Genomic DNA, 18607 nt, shown 5'->3' with positions numbered 1-18607 from the left:
CGAGCATCCAGTCTCATCCAAATGCTGAGCGAATCGAGAGAGGCGCCCGATGCCATCCAGTTCTCCGACAGCAACGGTTCCGCGATGGCGGGCTGGTAGCGGGCGATCGCGATGCTGGTGCGAAAGCGCGGTGTGCTACGGAGCGTGGTCGTCGCGTTGTGCGCGATTGGGTGGGGAGCGCTGGTGATTGGCGGATGCAGCGAGGAATCGCGCTACCAGGTGCTTTCCTTCTTGTTCGAGGGTGTGCCCAAACCCGGAGAGAAACCCCAGTGGCAGCAGGTCACCCATCTGGCGCGCCGTCCTCCGCCGGCGAAAGCGACTGCCACGCCAGCGCCAGTCGTCATTGCGAAGGAGAAGTATCCCTTCGGATGGCTTCCTGCGTTGCTGAAGACCGTGCCTCACGACGCAGCCGGCTACCCCGACATGGTGGCCGCGTTCAAGGAAAAGAAAATCGATCCGCTGCCGGGCCCTGAACAAGACCACGTCGTGCCGAAGGCGAAGAAAGTCGACGAGGAGGAGATCACGCTGATCCCCGAGGGCAAGACCAAGTGCAGCTTCTCACACGAGATTCATACCACCTTGGTCACTTGCAAGAGCTGCCATCCCGGCGTGTTCAAAATGAAGACCGGGGAAGAGATGTCGATGGATGCCATGGGGGACGGCAAGTTCTGCGGCTTCTGCCACGGCAAGGTGGCCTTCCCGATCACGGGCGAGTGCGTGCGGTGTCATCCGGCGATGAAGAAGAAGGCGGCCAAGAAACCGCCCAAGGAAAAGCTGCTGGAAGGCGAGGTCAAGCTGACGCGCGCCAAGAGCAGCGATGCCAACCTCAGCGGAATACCGCCCGCTAGCTTCCCGCATCTGCCGCACCGCGTGAACTACAGATGCTACGCGTGCCACAACACGATCTTCCCGATGAAGGAGGAAGGCACGAAGCCGATCACGATGCAGGACATTTCCGCAGGCAAGTACTGCGGTGTCTGCCATAACGGCAAGATCGCATTCTCGGGCGACGATCTCGGGAGCTGCAGCCGATGCCATCCCTGAGCACAAAAGCGATCCGCACCTCATCCCGGCTGGTCCTGGTTGTATCGATCTGGGTAATCATCACGAGCGGAAATGGGTACGCATTCTCGCTGCTTTCCTGGGTCCCCTCCGAGGGCGACTTCGCCTTGGGCGAATGGCAGGGCGGGGTCATCGGCGGTTACGAGTGGGAAGACCAGCAGACGACCACGGGAAACAACACAACCAGCGTCTTGCGAAACAGGTTCGACGAAGACGTCTTTCTCAGAAACAACGCCTTTTATCTGATGGACCCGCGGCTGCTGTCGGGCAGCGCCGGAGTCGACCTCGACTTTTACCAGGAAAACGACAAGTTAAACGGGGAAAATAAGCATCAAGACGGCACGCTCATCGGCTTTGACGTGAATACCACTATACTGGGGCAAATGCCGTACACCGGCATCTTGTTTGCTCATCGCAATGAAAATAACACCAGCACGGACTTTGGAGGCCAGACTTACAGCCTCAACCAGAGTATCGGCGGGATGGCCACGCTTCGGCAGGACAGTTTCCTGCGCGAAGCGTTCCCATACTTCTCCGCCGACGTCTATGCCCGCCAGGAGGAGGCGGACCAATCCACCACACAGTTTGGCCAGACCTTCACGGTCAACGAAACCCGCGATGTGGCCGGCGTTGACGCCGAGAAAGGGTTCCAGACTGCGGACCTCGACTTCACCTACCAGTTCGCCAACGACAGCTATACCGGAAGCACTCCCGCGTACAGCTTCATTACCCAATGGGCGAGCCTGAACTACAGCCTGGACTTCGGACCTACCCTGAACCGCAGATGGGATTCCCGGATCAGCTATTTGACCCGCTCCGGCAACGGCGTGGACGAATCATTCCTGTACGCTGACGAAAAGCTGCGCATCGACCATTTCAAAAACCTGTCCACGAGCTACGAGTATCTCCTCACAGACACCGATACCCAGGGTCAACAGGACATCAACAACAGCCTCACGTTTCAGGTTCAGTATCGCCCGTTCCGAAACCTGACGAATACTCTCACCCTGCAGGGGGCTTACGATACGCTCTCGCCGGCAGGCCACACCGACTTCGTCGCGGTGGAGGGGAGTTCCGACTACACCCACTCGATTCCCTGGGGCGGCAACCTCATTCTCGGCGGCGATGGGCGCTACGAAATCGATCAATCGCACGTCACTGGACCGGTCACGGCCTTGAATGAAAAGCACATCGCGCCGCCCTTTTTCGGCCCCGGAATCGGATTCAACCTCGGCGCCCCCTTTGTTATTACCTCGACCATCGTCATGTACGACACCCGTGGCGGAGGAAGACTACTGACCAAGCTCGGGGTGGATTACATCACCCAGGCGCAGGGTCAGTTGACGAAGATAGTGATCCTTCCGACAACGACGCTCCCGATTATGCCTGGCGACCCGCTTGAGGTCACCTACTCCTACGTGGTTGGGCCCGATGGCACGTATTCGACTACCAGCTTGTCGGGAGATGCGGGCGTGACTTTCGGCTGGATCTCGTTGATCGGTGCGTATCAGCAGTCGAATCAGTCGATGCTGAGCGGGGTAGGCGCGCAGTATCTGTACAGCACGCGCCAGGAAACCGGCCAGCTCAATCTGCAAAAGGACTGGGAATGGGTCGATGCCAGGGCCAGCGCTCTCTACGAGATCTATCACGCGCAATCTCAATCAGTTGGTGTTTTCGACTACACGCTGCAGGATTACGGCGAGTATCTGACCTTCCGGCCCGGATGGAACACGACCCTTAATCTCGATGGCAACGAGATGTATACCGACTACACTGTGCAACCGACACGGCATAACTCGGACCTTGATTTCGAGGCCGCGCTGGACCGCTTCCTTTCGTCGGGAAATTACTTCACGGTGTTCGCCCGGGCGCGCCAAGCTGCCGAGACAGACTACCCGACCGAGACTGACTACGAGGCGGGCCTGAGAGGCAATTTCCGGTACGGCAAGATCTTCATCTGGCCGTGGTTCTCGTGGATCAACAGAACCTACGGCCCGACGAAGACCAACGATCCTCACATAATGCTGAGGATTGGACGGGAGCTGTAAGGTGAATATAATTTACGCGCGATGTTCAAGACGATAATTGCCGTCCTGGCGCTTGCAACTGCGCTGGGCTGCCAGCCCACGGGGGGCCTCAACGGACTCGAGGGCGGAAATGCAACGGCACAGGTATCCGAGGATATCGTCTGGCCCAAGCCGCCAGATCCCGCACGAATCCGCTATGTGCGCAGTATTTCCATCCCTGGTGATGTCGGGATCAAGCGCGGATTCTTTGGAACGCTCCTCGACGCAGTGACTCGCAGGCCAGAGGAGCGCTTCATCCGTCCGACCGGAGTCACCGAGAGCGACGGTGCGATCTATGTGGCCGATCCCGGTGCGCCGGCGCTCTGGATCTTCGATGCAGAGAAGCAGGCCTCAGTCGCAGTCCGTGAACTCGGCGGGGACGCGCTGCTTTCGCCGGTGGCGGTGACGCCGGAGCGCGACGGACGCGCCTTCGTGGCGGACTCGCTTGTCAACAAGGTCTTCCTGGTCGATCGCGGCGGAGAGATGGTGAGCATGATTGCGGATAGCGCGCTCAAACGCCCGGTTGCGCTCGCGTGGGACCAGGCTAGTGACAGGCTCTACGTCGCCGACGCGGTGGGACAGCAGGTCCTCGTCTATGGGAGCGGCGGAAAGCGTCTGCTGAGCTGGGGAAGCAGGGGCTCTGGAGACGGCGAGTTCAATTTCCCTGCCTACATCGCGCTGTCCCGCTCCGGAGAGGTTCTGGTTACCGACGCTCTGAACTACCGCGTGCAGGCGTTCGATCAGAACGGGAAATTTCTCTGGAAGATGGGTCGGCAGGGCGACGGCTCGGGCGACTTCGCCGCGCCCAAGGGACTCGCGACCGACACCGAGGGACATCTCTACGTGGTCGACGCGCTGTTCGACGGCGTCCAGATTTTCGATCGCGAAGGAGCCCTACTGCTCGGATTCGGCTCACGCGGCCGGGCGCCGGGGGAGTTCTGGTTGCCGACCGGGGCCTTCATCGACGCGCGCGATCAGATCTATGTGGCCGATTCCTACAACCAGCGGGTACAAGTGTTCGCGTTTGTCGGCCGTTCCGGCGATTCGCACCCGGCGGAAACCGCGAAGCGCTGACGACGGTTCGCCGGGAAAAGCGCTCGGAAGAAGCAATAGGCAGATGAGAAGGGCGGGAGGGACGATGGCGTTGGCGCTGCGGTTGATGCTGGCGCTCGCGCTGGTCGTGCTCGCGGCGGGGAGGGCAGGCGCGCAGATCGAGAGCACCGTCCACAACCTGAGCACGACCAACGCGAAAATGCACGGCGACAGCAAAAGCGTCGGCGTTTGCATCTTTTGTCATACCCCGCATAATGCGCGGCCTACCAGCGGGCTGTGGAACCGCGACCTTCCGGCCGTTACCTACAAGCTCTATGAGAGCAGTACGCTCCAGGCGCAGATGTCGCAGCCGAACGGCTCCTCGCGGCTCTGCCTCTCATGCCACGACGGGATTCTGGCGCTGAGCAACATGCGCGTGGCGCCCATCAGCGGCCCGGTCGCGCCGATGCCTCCGCTCACCGGCACAGCCTCGTTGGGGACTGACCTCTCCAACGACCATCCAATCTCGTTCATTTACAACAGCGCGCTCGCGCTCAGGGCCAGCGACCTGATCGATCCCACGGCCCTGCCGCAGACCGCGCCGCTGGACAACGACAAACAACTCCAGTGCAGTTCGTGCCACGATCCGCACCTGAATCGCCCCAACTTCCTGCGCATCGACGATCGCTTCGGCGCCGATTGCACGGTGTGCCATCGCGACCACAACTGGCGTAGTTCCAGCCATGCGACTGCGACGCAGACGTGGCGCGGCGGCAAAACCACCGCTCCATGGCCCGCGGACGGCTACGCGACCATGGCTGAAAACGCATGCGAAAGCTGCCATCGGGTCCATGCTGCGCCGCATCCGGAGCTGCTGCTCGCGCAAACCATCGAGGAGAAGAACTGCACCATCTGCCACAACGGCATGCTCGCCAAGCAAGATATCGAAGCCGAACTCGTCAAGCCCTCTAGTCATCAGGTCCAAGGCAGGCAGTGGATCCACAATCCGGCTGAAGATCCGGTGACGATGCCGCGCCATGTGACCTGCGTCGACTGCCACAACCCGCACGCGGCGACTTCCTCGGCGCTCGGTATCAAGCCGCCGGTGCTTTCCGGTGCGCTGCGCGGGGTCAGTGGAGTCACGGTCGGAGGCGTGCTGATCAAGGAAGCCAATTTCGAGTACGAGATCTGCTTGAAGTGCCATGGGATGAACGAGCCGCCCGGCCTTGGCATCGTCCGCCAAGACATCACCCGCAACATCGGGCGCAAGATCAATCCGGTCAACATGTCATATCATCCGCTGGCGGCTCCCGACCGAAAAGTGCGAATGTCCGGCCTGATAACGCCATACAACTCGTCCAGCGTGATCAGCTGCACGGATTGTCACAACAACGATCAGTGGACGCAGGGCGGCACGGCGCCGCGCGGGCCGCATGGCTCGCGTTTCGAGCCGATCCTTCAGATGGAATACGAAGCGGTGGACCCCAGTACGGAGTCCTATTCGAGCTACGCGCTTTGCTACAAATGCCACGACCGCAGCGCCATACTGTTCAACTTCGGCGGGTTTCCCCACAAGCAGCACGTAATCGATCAGCACACCTCGTGCGCGGTCTGTCATGATCCGCACGGCTCGCGGCAGAGCACGTACCTGATCAATTTCATGGTGATGTCGAAGCAGGGAGCACCGGTGGTGAGGCCCTCCAAGAGCGGGCGCTTGGAGTATGTTCCCGACCCGGCGCGTCCCGGCCATGGGAAGTGCTACATGACCTGCCATAACACCGACCACAACCCGGCGTCGTACTGACAGCGCTGAGTTTGCTGCCTGAGATCGGGTCGGCTCTGGCGGTTTACTTTCGACCGCTTGCTCCTGGGTACTACCAGCCGATCACTTGCGCGGGCATTACGGGCGCGGCTTGACCGCGCGGGTCGGCGCCGCCCGCGAGCACGCCGGTTTTCGCGTCGATCTGCACGGCGAGCACGTGACCCTCGGACCACGGCGGCCGGCTCTCGATCTGATGGCCGCGCGCGGCGAGCGCGTCGCGCACGTTTGCGGGAACTCGATCCTCGATGCGCAGGACTCCGGGGCGATTGTCGTGGGGATAGAACGTCGAGGGGAAATGCGGCGTCGAAAACTTCGGCGCCTCGATGGCGGCCTGCAAGTCCATTCCGAAATCAACCACGTTCAGAAAAAATTGCAGCGTCCATTGATCCTGCTGATCGCCGCCGGGCGTGCCGAATGCCAGGTACGGCTCGCCTTTCACCATCGCGAGCGACGGCGACAGGGTGGTGCGGGGGCGCTTGCCGGGTTCGAGCGCGTTGGGATGGCGCTCGTCGAGAAAAAAAGTTTGCATCCGCGTTCCTAGCGGAAAGCCAAGCGCGTCGATCACCGGCGAGCTGGGAATCCATCCGCCGCTCGCCGTGACGGCGATCATGTTGCCGTCGCGGTCGGCAGCCGTGACGTGAATCGTGCCCGCACCCCATGGGCGCGCGCCGATTGCGGGACCGTCGCGCAACGCACGCATCGCAATCGGATCGCCCGGCCGCTGATCCATCGAGGCGTGGCCGGAATCGATAAGCTCGCGGCGAATCGCCGCATAACGATCGCTCAGCAATCCTGCGATCGGAACGTCGATGAATTCAGGATCTCCGTACCAGGCCTCGCGATCGGCGAACGAGAGCTTGGCGGCCTCGATGACAGCGTGGATATAGTCGGCGGAATTGTGGCCCATAGCGGCCAGGTCGAAGCCTTCGAGCAACTTGAGCTGCTGAAGGAACACCGGACCCTGCGACCATGGCCCGCACTTGAAGACCGTGACGCCGCGATAGTCCGCGCTCACGGGCGATTCGGTTCGAGTCGTGAAGCGATCGAGATCGGACGCGGCGAGCAAGCCGCCGTTGGCGTCGGACCAGGCGACGATTTCGCGCGCAATGTCGCCCCGATAAAAGCGCTCGCGCGCGGCGTCGAGGCCGGCCTCGCGCCCACGATTCTTCGCGGCTGATTCGGCGTCGAGCACGCGCTTGAAAAAGTTGGCAAGCGCAGGATTCTTGAGCACGTTTCCGGGCTGTGGGACTTTGCCATCGGGCAGATAAACGCGCCCCGAAGACGGCCATTCGGTAAGGAACCGCCTGGCGTTGCTTCGGATCGACGCGCCCGCCCCAGCAACGGCATCGTCAGGGCCGCCAGCCTCACCAGACAGTCCCAGGTGCATCGGGAAACCGTCGCCCGCAAGTTCCAGCGCCGGCTCAAGAACGTCGGCCAGAGACCTGGTCCCGAAATCTCTTAGCGCAATCACCAGCGCGTCGAAGGCTGCGGGGACACCGGCGGCAAGCAGCCCGGCCCCAGGGATCATCTCGATACCCAGCGAGCGGTAATGGGCAATTGTCGCGCGTTCTGGCGCCATCGTATTACCGTTAATCGCAACCACGCGGCGGGCAGATGCCGAATAAATAAGCATTGGCGCCTCGCCGCCTATGGTATGCATGTGCGGGTTGACGACGCCCTCGACGAATGTTGCAGCGATGGCAGCGTCGATGGCACTTCCGCCGCCGGCGAAGATTCGCGCACCGGCAGAAGCGGAAAGATAGTGCTCTGTCGCGAGTATCGCACGACGGCCCATTATGAGCGGATACATTGTAGCCATCTGATTAGTTCCTTCCTGAGCTGGATTTCGTCACGGGATCGCTCTGGGCCGCGGATTTTCGCGATTTGCTTTCGTGACCCTTATCTGAATATCACGACCCGAATTTAGCAACAGCTGCCTGTATTCGGTCAGTGCAGTGTCAAGAATCGGTAACGCAGAGAAGGGCGTCAATGCTCAAATCTGGTCGAGAAAACATGAAAACCGTTGATTTGCGGGGTTTTCCACAGCTCTGGATAAATGAAACGCGGACCCCTCCCAAGCGTCTAAATATCAGGCCCGAAGATTGCTAGTATTTAGAGCAGGGTGGGGTGGCCGTGAACTATTATCGGGAGGACGTGGAGGGGAAGGAATATGATGACGAGCATAAACACTGAAGGACTGGTCGGAAGGCATTGCAAGCTGCAGAAACCCGTGCGCGACCACGACGGGCGCAGTCGATTCAGCGAGCAACCACGAATCCTGCGTGAGGTAAATAATCTGGACCGGCGCATGTACCTGGTGCAATTCGACGACGGCGCCACCACGTTCCTCTTTCCGGACGAAGTAGTAATCCAGTAGCGGGTATGCGGCGCACGGCGCCGTTCAAAGCATGGATGCGCCGGTTGGCGAGCCTTAGCCGCGGCGCTCCAGTTCGATGAAGTCGCGGGCGCGATAAAGCGCGACGATTGTTTTCGCATCGACGATATCGCCGCGACGAATCATCGCAAACGTTTCCTCGAACGGCACGCGGCTGACGGCGATCGCCTCGTCGTGATCGAGTATACCCGCTCCCGCTGACAACTCGCGCGCCAGGTAGAGCTCGATTCGCTCGTCGCAGAAACTTGGAATCGTGATAATCGACCCAAGATGGTCCCATCGCGCGGCCGCGACGCTGGCCTCTTCGCCGAGTTCGCGCCGCGCGCATTCGAGCGCATCCTCGCCCGCGTTGCGGCATCCCGCGGGAACCTCCCACATCCAGCCGCCGATCGCGTGCCGATACTGACGCAGCATCGCAACATTCATGTCGGGGTAGAGTGCGACGATCGCGCTGGCGCCGGGATGCCTGATGACGGCGAGATCGACCTGCACGCCTCCGGGCAGCGTCGCGCTCTCGACGCCGAAGTCAACGACACCCAATTTGAGAACTGGCCGACGATTTGAAGACATTGTGCATCAAGAATGTGCGCGCCGCGTGGGCTGTGCAAGCACCGCGCCGGCGCAGGGCAATTGCAGGCGATGCTTGAACGGGAGATTATCGGAGTCAGTGCGAACGAATGGCGTCGCGATTGAATATGAGCCGGATTCGGATTCCAATCTACTTCGATTACGCCTCGACTCTTTGCTACATCGCGTGGCGAATCGTAGGCCCACTCGAGGACGAACTCGGTTTCGAGGCGCTCTGGAAGGGCGTGCCTATTGCGACGCGCGATTTTCGCTTCAAGCCCGGCCGCGTGCTGGGCGAGCGTGAGCGGCAAAAAGTACTGCTCGTCGCCGCGGAGACGGGCATTGCGGTCACGCCGCCGCCGAGCTGGATCGATTCGATGCCCGCGCTGCAGGGGTCGGAAATCGCGCGTGACGCGGGCGTATTCCCGGCGTATCACGATGCGGTCTTTCGCGCGGCGTTCGAGCAAGGCGCCGATATCGCGGATCGCAAGGTACTCGACGCGATTGCGGAGCGCACCGGCATCGATCGATCAATGTTCCGCGCGGCGCTCGAGAGCGGAGCGATGACCGCACGCCTGGCCGAGCACAAGCGCGAGGCCGACGAGTTTTCCGCGCTCGGTTACCCGACGTTCATCCTGGGCGACTTCCCGATGATCGGGATACAGCCGATCGAATCGATGCGCCTGTTGCTCGGCAGATTCATCCGTCAGCGCGCCGAGGAACCGCAGGCCTAGCAGGGTGTTGAAAAATACTGACAGGCGGATTTTGCTACACTCTTATTGATCTCTGGTGATCCCAGGCTCATTGCAAACTCGATGTGCTGATTTTCCCACCCGGCCCATCTCTCACCCGATTCCGTCCGGGATGCTGAGAATGCGGTTGATGAGCCGCACCATCCACGGATGCACGAACAGAAAGCGGCGCGGCCATAGTGGGGAGTGCCATTCCGTTGGCGGCAGTGTGCCGTCGAGAATCTCGGTGACGACGGCAGCCGCGTGCGAAGCGAGCGTGTCGAGAATACGATCCCCCAGCTCGGGCGAGGCCGCGCCCGGTGCTCCGGAGTAGGTCTCGGCGCGAAAGAAGCGCAGGTCGCCGCGAATGGCCTTGATCATCCCGAGAATTCCCGGAGAGTCGCCGCGCCCCATGCCGGGTAACGAATCGCCGCGCTCGGTGAGCCAGCTCTTAACCGTCTGCCGCGGCAGCCTCGCGTAGTCGCGTTCGACCCACTCGGGATGGAGCGCGAGCAGTTGCGCAGTCTCCACAAGGCCGGCGTGCGTATCGCCGACCAGATCGTCGCGATTGACACCCGGCAAGCCGCCGAGCACGTCGTCCAGCTCCGAGCCGCCGAGGGTTAGCCGGCTCAGCATCACGGAAAAGACCGATACCATGCGGATGCCGCGCTCGCGGCTGACGCGCTCACAGGCCGTTTCGATGGCGAGGAAGTGGCGCGGGCTGCCGTGAAAGTTCGAGACCAGCACGTCGCGAAAGCCCTGCGCCGCGAGCGAGCGGCCGAGATCTTCGAGCACGGCGATGGTTGTGGACGGGCGAAAGAACAGCGAGCCGGGATGAGGGACGACGTCGGTTGCGGTGTAAATGAAGGGCAGTTTGAGGAACGTGCGCTCGCGATGACGTTGAGGCAGCATCGGCAGCATCCGCTCCGCCAAACCCTCGCCCTCCAAAGCATCAGCGCCCAGCGGCAGATGGGGGCCGTGCACCTCAAGCGGCGAGCACGTGACCAGCACAACGCATCGCTGGCGATCCAGTTCGTCGAAACGCCGTTTTGTCAGCGTCTCCCAACGCATCAGCTTGATGTCGCCGTTCGCCTCCGCCATGTGTCTCTCTCCGGTCGAGCAGGTTCAGTATCCGTGTCCGCTCTCGGGACGCTGAAGAGCTCGGTTACGGTCGTTCTTCCCAACGCGGAGTGTAAGTCGTCAGAACCTTTTGGACAAGTTGGCGGAGCCGCCGTCGTTGCCCGCGGACTCGAAAGCAATCGAGACTTCGCCAGTCCAGTAGCCCACGGCCGTCAATCCCCGTTGCCAGCCTTGCGCGCGTCGGCGCGCCGTTCTGTTTCCCAAGGCGGTCCAAACGGGCGGTTCAATGCGGGACGCGGCGGCTTGTCATAGCTCGGCAGCATCCCGGCATAGTTGACGTAATCGGCGAAGTACGAACGAATTCCCGCGCGTTCGAGAACCGCGTCGAGTGCATCGCTGCGATACTTTGCATAGCGAGCGAGCAGGGTCGCGCGGGCTTCGGCGAGGAACGGCGTGGCGGCGATTTCGATCCGCTGCCCACTCGCGAATACAAGCTCCGCGTTCCCATCCACCACCGCGCGGCTGACCCACGGCAGGTAGAACCGGCCGAGTTCGGCCAGAATCGCAATCATCGTCTCGGGCACTCCGCCGGCCGCCATCCATTCACCGAACCCCTGATCCTCAGGCTCCATGATGCGGTGAGTATGCGTGATGATGGCCCGCGCGTCCGCATCGACCCATCGCCGGCACAGCGGATCGTTGATGAAATGCGCCGCGTTACCGCCGAAGAACGCGAAATCCGAGAGCGACGGCCGCGCGCCAAAGAAATACGGATGCGACGCGAGATGCGCGCCGGTCAACCGAAGCCACGGCCGCAGAATTTCGCCAATCCATGAGTCGATGTTCGCGGCCGTCACGCCGAAGGGCTCGCAAGTCGCGGTGACGTGCGCCTTAACCACCGCGTAAGCCTGGTCGCACGGAACTTCCAACTCATGGGTGGCGTCGCGCGCAAGCTCCCATCCGCCGACGCGATGGTTTTCCTCGTAGAACCATCGCGATCCCACCGCGGGCCGATAGAACCATTCGTCGAGCGCATCTTCGAGGACGTAATCTATGAACCGCAGCACCGGATCGGCGGGAAACACGCGAGGCTCGGGAAAGCGTGACTCCAGATGATGAATCATCGCGGTCGTATCCCACATGAATCCGCCGTCAGGCGTCTTCACCACCGGCATAGCGCCGGGCCATCCGGCCTCGCGCGCCGCGCGATTTGCACCTGCGAATCGCCGCATAAGATATGGGATAGCCTTGTAATCGAGATAGCCGGTGAGTTTGCGCGTGAAGTAGGACTGCGTCATCCCATACACGCGATAGCTCGCGGCGCGAGGCTTGCGGTCAGACGGCATCGCCGACGTCAGCCGCGCAGCCCCGCAATACAACCCGCACGATCGAGGACTGCGTCAATGGCTCGCTTGTCGGGCAGGGCGGCGTATTTTTCGCGCAGCGCGCCGAGGGATTTGGCGTGATACTTCTGCGGCTTCTGAGTCCACGCGCGACCGGCCAGTTCCACGCTGAATTCCTCACGCCCGGCCGCAATGGCCGCCGCGTTAGCTATCGTCCAAGGTATGAAGAGCCGGCCGACCTGCCGCTCCAGCAGCGGCATCAGCGTCGGTTCGAGACTCGCCCACGTCTCGAACTCACCTTCCGCTCGCGGCCACAGCATCCGATGGATCCACGCGAGAACATTAGGCGCGCGAGCATCGATGAGCGCGCCCGGCGTGGGATCGGTCCACGCGTTGTAAAGCTGACCCCACATAGCGAAGTCTGCAAAGGCCGGCCGCGCGCCAAAGAGATAGGCCCGGTTCGCCAGGTGCGTCTCGAGGATCGCAATCGTCTCGCAGAAGGAGTCTTCAATCTGGGGCGCGGTCTGCGCGTTCGAGCCGACGAACCAGATCCGCCCGACCATCCGCTCGCGCACATTGGCAGTCGCGACGGAAAGCTGCTTCTCGTCCACCGCCGGCATCATTATGCGCGCGATCCGTCCCGCGGAACTGATCTGATCGACGTCGCGCGCCCATCGATAGTGGAACATCCACTTGTTGCCCCATTCGTCGCCAAATTCCTCAAGCAGCACCGAGACGAAGGCGGCAACCGGATCCGACGGATGAATCGGCGGCTGGGGGTACTGAGATTCAATGCGCTCGATTATCGGGGTCGAGTCCTGGAGGCCTTCGTCATCCGGCGTAACGACGAGCGGGACGATCGGAAGGCGGGCATATTTCTGATATTCGGCCTGGTTGTCGAAGTTGCGGATTATCCACTTGTGCGGGATTCCCTTGTAACGGAAATAGGAGCGAACCTTAACCGAGTAAGGAGACAGCTCAATGCCAAATATACGGTAGATATTCGTCATTCGATTTTTCCCGGCCGGCCTCCCTGTGAGCGAGGCGACCAGTTGAGTTCGCATATTGGCACATTGCGCGTCAATATCTCGAAGCTGATGCCATCCCGCGAATTTCAAAGCGTCCGTAGAACGCGCTCCCGCCGCGAAGGTCAGACTGCGACCGGCGCGATTCTGATTGGTCGAATAGAGGCGGAAAGTCCAATTCATACCACCGGTAGTGGTTTCGGGACGGGCTCATCACTATGGATAGTTTCGTTCCGTCAAAAATTATTTTTGCCGGAAGCGGGCGCCGCCCGATTTCGAGCGGGCCCGGCGAGTATGAAGCATCCTGACGGTTGTCCATAGCGTCGGCATAGCACATCAATATCGGCCGGCGTCAGGCCGAATAGTTCATCTCCAAGCCCGGCCCGAAACCCGGATTCACAGAGACGTGCGCGCGGGTTCAGTTGTAAATGTGCGGCTGCGGCGCTCAAACACCGGCATCCGCCACGCGGACTCCTGCACATCGGCCGGCGGAGCGAGAGTTAGAATAGAGGGCGTTGGGCGGCGGCGGCGACGGGCCAGAACGAGCGCCGATGAATCGGAGAGGGGCCGAGCTTGGCGAGCGACTGCATATGCTCGCTGGTGCAATAGCCCTTGTGCTGCGCGAAGCCGTAGCCGGGGTACATCGCGTCGAGTTCGACCATCATGCGATCGCGCGTAACTTTGGCGACGATGGAGGCGGCCGCGATGCAGAAACTTTTGCGATCGCCGCCTACGATTCGGGTCTGTGGAAGTTCGAGGCCCGGAATCAGGCGGCCATCGACCAGCACGTGGCCGGGCGCCAGATTCAATGCGGACAGCGCGCGGCGGCTCGCGGACATCGTGGCCCAATAGATATTGAGGCGATCGATTTCGTTGACCTCGGCGATGCCGACGCCGACCGCGATGGCGCGGTCGCGGATCGGGGTGAACAATTCCTCGCGCTGTTCGTGGGTCAACTGTTTGGAATCGTGCACGCCGCTGATGAATGTCTCCGGTGCGAAGACCACGGCGGCGGCGACGACGGGACCGGCCATCGGGCCGACGCCGGCTTCGTCAACACCGGCGACGGCGTCGATGCCGAGTTTCCACAGGCGCCGTTCGTAGCGCAGGTCGGGCCGCTTGCTCATCGTGATAGTTGGTGTTCGTCAGCCACCGGTTGTGTGTCGTTGTTTATGCCATCCGTTTCAGGCGCGCCTTGCGAATCGTCTCAGCGGTTTCATCGGGAGCGCCGATGTCGTTGAGACGGATCGCGTAGTCGGCGCTGGCGGCGGACGCGATCGTGACGTCGCCAAGTCCGATCATCCGTTGAACGATGCGCTTGCTGACCTCGACCGAGCGGATGTCGGCCAGTTCCATCTCGCGACGGCGTGACGCGAGCAGTCCGCGCTTTTCGATCAAGCGATCGGAAGTGAGACTCCAGCTGACGGTCCTGGCGCGAATCATGGTGACGATGAACGTCAGCGCGCCGACGCCTGTTACAGCGAAGCCGGCCTGAATCAGTTCGCGCTTGAGGTACAGCAAAATGGCGCCTATCGCGATCAGCACTCCACCGAAGAGGAAGCCGTTGGCGTAGTACCATAGCGAGGGACGGAATTGGGCGAGCGCGTACTCGCGCACGGTGGCGGGCTTGGGCGCGTACATCCGCGCACCGCATCGCGAGCAAAAGGCGGCGCCTTGCTGGGTATCGTTACCGCACTGGGGACATCTCATCGCGCCGCCTCAAGCCGCCGCATCGGGAACAGTGTCAGTCGGTGCGATTATGATGGTGCTTGGCGCGTCGCGTCAATTCAAACCGCGTCGCCGCCGGGCCAAGGAGAAGACGCGGATTCCAGATACCGAAAGCAGGGGTCACGAGTCAACCATTATGGCAAGTCCATTCGTCCTTGAAAGCCGCGGTGCCGCTGATGATAATCAAACTGGAAGCATCACCGGAAATTGCGGGTAAGCCCGATGAGCACTGAACGTCAGGCAGACTTTTACGAAGCGGAACTGCCGCAGGCGTCGCGCGAACTGGCCAAGCTGCGCGCGTCGAGCGACTACGTGGCGCCGTTCGAGATCGTGCGGCGGCGCGTGATCGACGACGTCAACGAAGGCAGGATGACGGTCGATGCGACGGTCGTAATCCGAATCGGCAACGTCGAGGAAACCGAAGCGGCCTCGGGCGTCGGCGTGGTGCACGCGCTCGACGTGGCGCTGCGCAAGGCGCTGCTGAAATATTTTCCATACCTCGGGCCGGTGCGCGTGATCGAAACCTACCAGCATGCGACCGGCGACTCGACCGAGGCGGACGTCGTATCGGTGAAGAAATTTTCCGACGGCCAACTGCTGTGGACGACGCTGGCCAAGTCGTCGAATACGGTCGAAGCGGGATGGATGTCGCTGCTCGACGGTTACGAATGGCGAATCATCAACGAGAACGCGAGGCTGCGCCGGATGAATGCGAATCCGAGATTGTCGAGGCGCTGACCCCCAAGGGGCGAGGCGATCGCGATGAGCGCGGGCGAGCGAGCAACCGGCAACGGCAAGGCGGCGCCGGGCAAACTGGCGATTTTGTACGACGGCTCGTGCGAGATGTGCCGCGCGAGTCTCGACGGAATCGTGCAATTCGACAACTCGGGAGCGATCGAGCCGCTCGATCTTCATCGCGAAGAAGTGCGCGCGCAGTTTCCCGGGTTGACGCTGGAAAATCTGCTCGAGGAATTGCACGCGGTGGACGAGAGCGGGCGCGTGTACCGCGGCGCGCGGGCGATCAACGAAATACTGCGGCGGCAGCGGGGGCTGCGGGGCTACCTCGCGTACCTGTGGTACATCCCGCCGTACGCGTGGCTCGCGGATCGGCAGTACAAGCGGATCGCGGCGTCGCGATACGCGCGCGACGCGCGCGGCAAGCTGAAGACACCGGCGGTCCCGGAGCATTGACGCCGCGCCTTGTTCGAGATCGCGAGCGCACGCTAAGCTGAACGCTCGCACTCGTGAAACCATTTTACATTTTCAATTCGCTGAACCGCGCGGTCGAGGAATTCCAGGCGCTCAAGCCGCCGGAGGTGACGCTGTATTCATGCGGGCCGACGGTCTATCTGCCGCAGCATCTTGGGAATCTGCGGGCGTACGTGTTCGTGGACAGTCTGCGCAGGGCGCTGGAGTTCAACGGCTACCGGGTACGCCACGTGATGAACGTGACGGACGTCGGACACATGACGGGCGACGTGGACGACGGCGAGGACAAAGTCGAGAAAACCGCACGCGCGCAAGGGAAATCGCCACTCGAAGTCGCGAACTATTATTTCGAGCAGTTCCGGCGCGATTGCGCCGCGCTCAATCTCGAGCCGCCGCACGTGTGGTCGCGCGCGACCGATCATATCGGCGACATGATCGCGCTCAGCGCGAGAATTATCGACGCGGGATCCGCGTACGTCACGAAAAGCGCCGTGTACTTCGACGTCGAGAAGTATCGTGGGAGCAACCGGGCCGGGCGGCTCTCGCGCCAAAGCCTCGACGAGCAGAGCGCCACGCAGCGCCTCGAGCATTCGGCCGACAAGCATAGCCCGCACGATTTCGCGCTGTGGGTGCTCGACCAGCCGGACCATCTGATGCAATGGGAGAGTCCGTGGGGGCGCGGCTATCCGGGCTGGCATATCGAGTGCTCGGCGATGGCGATGAAATACCTGGGCGAGACGATCGACATCCACACCGGCGGAATCGATCACATCCCGGTGCATCACGAGAACGAGATCGCGCAATCTGAGAGCGCCACGCACAAACCGTTCGCGCGGTACTTCGTGCACAACGCGTTCCTGGTCGGCAAAGAGGGGACCAAGATCAGCAAGAGTGCGGGCAAGTTCCCGCTGCTGAGTGATCTTGGGCCGGCGGGGATCGATCCGCAGGCGTTTCGGATTTTCTGTTACGGCGCGAAGTACCGTTCCGAAATTGCATTCAACGACGATGCGATCCGTGCGGCGCAGAGCAATCTCGATTATTTTCGGGAGTTCGCGCGCAGCGTGCCGGACGACGCGGCGGCGGACGGGGTTGAGGCGGCGGGATGGGCGGCGGAATACTACGAGCGTTTTCACGACGCGATTAACAACGATCTGAACACGCCGCAGGCGCTGGCGGTGGCTCTGGAACTGATCGCGGAATCATACCGGCGCAAGGATTTCCGGGCGTGGCCGACACTGCGAGCGCTCGACGCGGTGCTGGGGCTCGGCTTGGAAAAGCATCGCAGGTCGGCGCACGCGGGCTTGATCGCAGCGGACGTGCAGCAATTGATCGACAATCGAACGGCGGCTCGCAAGGCGAAAGACTTTCAACTTGCCGACGAACTGCGCAAGGAAATCGAGCGGCGCGGCTACGAGGTCAAGGACAACCGCGACGGCACGGCGGCCTATCAGCAGCGTCGCGCCTGAGTTGTTGAGCGCAAGGGGCATTTCGGGCCGCAGGTTTGCCTTGAATGGATGCGCAAAAGTCTCTTAGAATCGCGCCTTGACGAGTCAAATCGTCTGCCCAGAAGGAAGCGATGGGGATTGAGTTAAAGAAGTTCGACACCAGGCTGCAGGCCGAAGGACCCGAGGTACGCCATCTCGATCCGGCTGCGGCGCCGTTTTACCTGCCGATTGGCGACGAAGTGGAAATCTTCACCGCCGCGTACAAAGCCCGCCTGCCCGTGCTGCTCAAAGGACCGACAGGGTGCGGCAAGACGCGTTTCGTCGAGCACATGGCGCATCAGCTGGCCTCGCTGCCCGACGGTCCCAATGAGCTGATAACCGTTGCGTGCCACGAGGATCTGACGGGCAGCGACCTGGTGGGCCGCTTCCTGATCCAGGCCGACGAGACGGTGTGGGTTGACGGTCCGCTGACGCAAGCGGTGCGGCGCGGCGCGATTTGCTACCTGGATGAAGTGGTGGAAGCGCGCAAGGACACGACGGTGCTGATTCATCCGCTGTCGGATCACCGGCGGATTCTGCCGATCGAAAAGCGCGGCGAGACGATCGAGGCGCACAACGGATTTCTGCTGGTGATTTCGTACAATCCCGGCTACCAGAGCATCCAGAAAAACCTAAAGCATTCGACGCGCCAGCGCTTCGTGACGATCGAGTTCACGTATCCGCCGGCGGACAAGGAAGTCGAGATTATCGCGCACGAGGCGGGAGTCGAGCAGGATATCGCGCTGCAGCTCGCGGTGCTGGGCGAGAAGGTGCGTCATCTGAAGGCGTCGGGATTGGAGGAGGGCGTTTCGACGCGCCTGTTGATCTACGCCGGGGAGCTGATCCGGCAGGGAATTGCGCCACGGCGCGCCGCGACCGTCGCGGTCACATGGTCGCTGACCGACGAAGCCGACAGCAAACGCGCGATCGACGAAGTGGTAAAGGCGATCTTTCCATAAGTTGCGGCAGGATTCCCGAATCGACGTGAAGGGAATTATATACTTGACTCCCTTTTAACGGCTTCTTTTGGGTCGCGCATTACCTACACGGAGTTAACGGCGTG

Annotated in this window: 17 protein-coding genes; 10 read left to right on the top strand and 7 right to left on the bottom strand. The window is 61.7% G+C overall.

Annotation, left to right across the window (positions count from 1 at the left end; genetic code table 11):
- Positions 1 to 111 precede the first annotated feature (111 nt).
- The 4 genes from ABR989_RS05500 to ABR989_RS05485 all read left to right on the top strand — a co-directional run bounded on the left by ABR989_RS05500 (position 112) and on the right by ABR989_RS05485 (position 5964).
- On the top strand, positions 112 to 1044 hold the full coding sequence (locus ABR989_RS05500) for a cytochrome c3 family protein (protein WP_428126325.1): 933 nt from the start codon (positions 112 to 114) through the stop codon (positions 1042 to 1044).
- The gene (locus tag ABR989_RS05495) at positions 1032 to 3110 is read left to right on the top strand and encodes a hypothetical protein (protein WP_428126323.1); all 2079 of its coding nucleotides are present in this window, start codon (positions 1032 to 1034) and stop codon (positions 3108 to 3110) included. Before ABR989_RS05500 ends, ABR989_RS05495 begins: the two co-directional genes overlap by 13 nt.
- Before the next feature lie 21 nt (positions 3111 to 3131).
- Positions 3132 to 4202: a 6-bladed beta-propeller gene (locus ABR989_RS05490; protein ID WP_428126321.1), complete on the top strand. Its 1071-nt coding sequence runs from the start codon at positions 3132 to 3134 to the stop codon at positions 4200 to 4202.
- Positions 4203 to 4266: 64 nt separating this feature from the next.
- Positions 4267 to 5964, top strand: a complete 1698-nt coding sequence (locus ABR989_RS05485; protein WP_428126320.1) for a cytochrome c3 family protein — start codon at positions 4267 to 4269, stop codon at positions 5962 to 5964.
- Between the two features lie 70 nt (positions 5965 to 6034).
- Here the strand turns inward: ABR989_RS05485 and ABR989_RS05480 are convergent, their stop codons facing one another.
- Positions 6035 to 7801: a gamma-glutamyltransferase family protein gene (locus ABR989_RS05480; protein WP_428126318.1), complete on the bottom strand. Its 1767-nt coding sequence runs from the start codon at positions 7799 to 7801 to the stop codon at positions 6035 to 6037.
- A gap of 351 nt (positions 7802 to 8152) precedes the next feature.
- On the opposite strand from ABR989_RS05480, the gene ABR989_RS05475 reads away from it, so the two are divergent.
- Positions 8153 to 8359, top strand: a complete 207-nt coding sequence (locus ABR989_RS05475) for a hypothetical protein (protein ID WP_428126316.1) — start codon at positions 8153 to 8155, stop codon at positions 8357 to 8359.
- A gap of 54 nt (positions 8360 to 8413) precedes the next feature.
- Here the strand turns inward: ABR989_RS05475 and ABR989_RS05470 are convergent, their stop codons facing one another.
- Complete coding sequence (locus ABR989_RS05470) at positions 8414 to 8947, bottom strand: NUDIX hydrolase (protein ID WP_428126313.1); 534 nt, start codon at positions 8945 to 8947, stop codon at positions 8414 to 8416.
- Between the two features lie 125 nt (positions 8948 to 9072).
- Here ABR989_RS05470 and ABR989_RS05465 point away from each other — a divergent pair, with 125 nt between their 5' ends.
- Positions 9073 to 9678 carry a DsbA family oxidoreductase gene (locus ABR989_RS05465; RefSeq protein WP_428126311.1) on the top strand — a complete coding sequence of 202 codons (606 nt, stop codon included), beginning with the start codon at positions 9073 to 9075 and terminating at the stop codon, positions 9676 to 9678.
- Positions 9679 to 9789: 111 nt separating this feature from the next.
- Here ABR989_RS05465 and ABR989_RS05460 read toward each other — a convergent pair whose 3' ends face one another.
- The 5 genes from ABR989_RS05460 to ABR989_RS05440 all read right to left on the bottom strand — a co-directional run bounded on the left by ABR989_RS05460 (position 9790) and on the right by ABR989_RS05440 (position 14833).
- A complete protein-coding gene (locus tag ABR989_RS05460; RefSeq protein WP_428126309.1) occupies positions 9790 to 10776 on the bottom strand; it encodes a creatininase family protein in 987 nt (328 codons plus the stop codon).
- A 191-nt stretch (positions 10777 to 10967) separates the two neighbouring features.
- Positions 10968 to 12101, bottom strand: a complete 1134-nt coding sequence (locus ABR989_RS05455; RefSeq protein ID WP_428126306.1) for a glutathione S-transferase N-terminal domain-containing protein — start codon at positions 12099 to 12101, stop codon at positions 10968 to 10970.
- Positions 12102 to 12109: 8 nt separating this feature from the next.
- Entirely contained in the window at positions 12110 to 13108 is a 999-nt protein-coding gene (locus tag ABR989_RS05450) for a glutathione S-transferase family protein (RefSeq protein ID WP_428126304.1), read from the bottom strand.
- 515 nt (positions 13109 to 13623) lie between these two features.
- Positions 13624 to 14250, bottom strand: a complete 627-nt coding sequence (gene rnhB, locus ABR989_RS05445) for a ribonuclease HII (RefSeq protein WP_428126303.1) — start codon at positions 14248 to 14250, stop codon at positions 13624 to 13626.
- 43 nt (positions 14251 to 14293) lie between these two features.
- Positions 14294 to 14833: a zinc ribbon domain-containing protein gene (locus ABR989_RS05440; protein WP_428126301.1), complete on the bottom strand. Its 540-nt coding sequence runs from the start codon at positions 14831 to 14833 to the stop codon at positions 14294 to 14296.
- A 240-nt stretch (positions 14834 to 15073) separates the two neighbouring features.
- On the opposite strand from ABR989_RS05440, the gene ABR989_RS05435 reads away from it, so the two are divergent.
- The 4 genes from ABR989_RS05435 (at position 15074) to ABR989_RS05420 (ending at position 18503) form a co-directional block, all read left to right on the top strand.
- Positions 15074 to 15589: an alpha-isopropylmalate synthase regulatory domain-containing protein gene (locus tag ABR989_RS05435; protein ID WP_428126299.1), complete on the top strand. Its 516-nt coding sequence runs from the start codon at positions 15074 to 15076 to the stop codon at positions 15587 to 15589.
- Between the two features lie 24 nt (positions 15590 to 15613).
- A complete protein-coding gene (locus ABR989_RS05430) occupies positions 15614 to 16042 on the top strand; it encodes a thiol-disulfide oxidoreductase DCC family protein (protein WP_428126297.1) in 429 nt (142 codons plus the stop codon).
- A 53-nt stretch (positions 16043 to 16095) separates the two neighbouring features.
- Entirely contained in the window at positions 16096 to 17526 is a 1431-nt protein-coding gene (cysS, locus tag ABR989_RS05425; protein WP_428126295.1) for a cysteine--tRNA ligase, read from the top strand.
- Between the two features lie 110 nt (positions 17527 to 17636).
- Complete coding sequence (locus tag ABR989_RS05420) at positions 17637 to 18503, top strand: CbbQ/NirQ/NorQ/GpvN family protein (RefSeq protein ID WP_428126292.1); 867 nt, start codon at positions 17637 to 17639, stop codon at positions 18501 to 18503.
- The last annotated feature ends 104 nt before the right edge of the window (positions 18504 to 18607 follow it).

It is taken from the genome of Binatus soli (SeqCode) (assembly GCF_050015535.1).
GTDB classification, from domain to species: Bacteria; Desulfobacterota; Binatia; order Binatales; family Binataceae; genus Binatus; species Binatus soli.
The sequence above is the reverse complement of the archived record's forward strand: the minus strand, read 5'-3'. Positions and strand labels throughout refer to the sequence as shown.

Excerpts from the sequence above, each read along its gene's own strand:
- ABR989_RS05495 (WP_428126323.1), top strand. The coding sequence starts at position 1,032 with ATGCCATCCCTGAGCACAAAAGCGATCCGCACCTCATCCCGGCTGGTC.
- ABR989_RS05420 (WP_428126292.1), top strand. The coding sequence starts at position 17,637 with ATGGGGATTGAGTTAAAGAAGTTCGACACCAGGCTGCAGGCCGAAGGA.
- ABR989_RS05440 (WP_428126301.1), bottom strand. The coding sequence starts at position 14,833 with ATGAGATGTCCCCAGTGCGGTAACGATACCCAGCAAGGCGCCGCCTTT.
- ABR989_RS05480 (WP_428126318.1), bottom strand. The coding sequence starts at position 7,801 with ATGGCTACAATGTATCCGCTCATAATGGGCCGTCGTGCGATACTCGCG.
- ABR989_RS05430 (WP_428126297.1), top strand. The coding sequence starts at position 15,614 with ATGAGCGCGGGCGAGCGAGCAACCGGCAACGGCAAGGCGGCGCCGGGC.
- ABR989_RS05465 (WP_428126311.1), top strand. The coding sequence starts at position 9,073 with ATGAGCCGGATTCGGATTCCAATCTACTTCGATTACGCCTCGACTCTT.
- ABR989_RS05500 (WP_428126325.1), top strand. The coding sequence starts at position 112 with ATGCTGGTGCGAAAGCGCGGTGTGCTACGGAGCGTGGTCGTCGCGTTG.
- ABR989_RS05460 (WP_428126309.1), bottom strand. The coding sequence starts at position 10,776 with ATGGCGGAGGCGAACGGCGACATCAAGCTGATGCGTTGGGAGACGCTG.
- ABR989_RS05470 (WP_428126313.1), bottom strand. The coding sequence starts at position 8,947 with ATGTCTTCAAATCGTCGGCCAGTTCTCAAATTGGGTGTCGTTGACTTC.
- ABR989_RS05435 (WP_428126299.1), top strand. The coding sequence starts at position 15,074 with ATGAGCACTGAACGTCAGGCAGACTTTTACGAAGCGGAACTGCCGCAG.
- ABR989_RS05490 (WP_428126321.1), top strand. The coding sequence starts at position 3,132 with ATGTTCAAGACGATAATTGCCGTCCTGGCGCTTGCAACTGCGCTGGGC.
- ABR989_RS05485 (WP_428126320.1), top strand. The coding sequence starts at position 4,267 with ATGGCGTTGGCGCTGCGGTTGATGCTGGCGCTCGCGCTGGTCGTGCTC.
- rnhB (WP_428126303.1), bottom strand. The coding sequence starts at position 14,250 with ATGAGCAAGCGGCCCGACCTGCGCTACGAACGGCGCCTGTGGAAACTC.
- ABR989_RS05450 (WP_428126304.1), bottom strand. The coding sequence starts at position 13,108 with ATGACGAATATCTACCGTATATTTGGCATTGAGCTGTCTCCTTACTCG.
- ABR989_RS05475 (WP_428126316.1), top strand. The coding sequence starts at position 8,153 with ATGATGACGAGCATAAACACTGAAGGACTGGTCGGAAGGCATTGCAAG.
- ABR989_RS05455 (WP_428126306.1), bottom strand. The coding sequence starts at position 12,101 with ATGCCGTCTGACCGCAAGCCTCGCGCCGCGAGCTATCGCGTGTATGGG.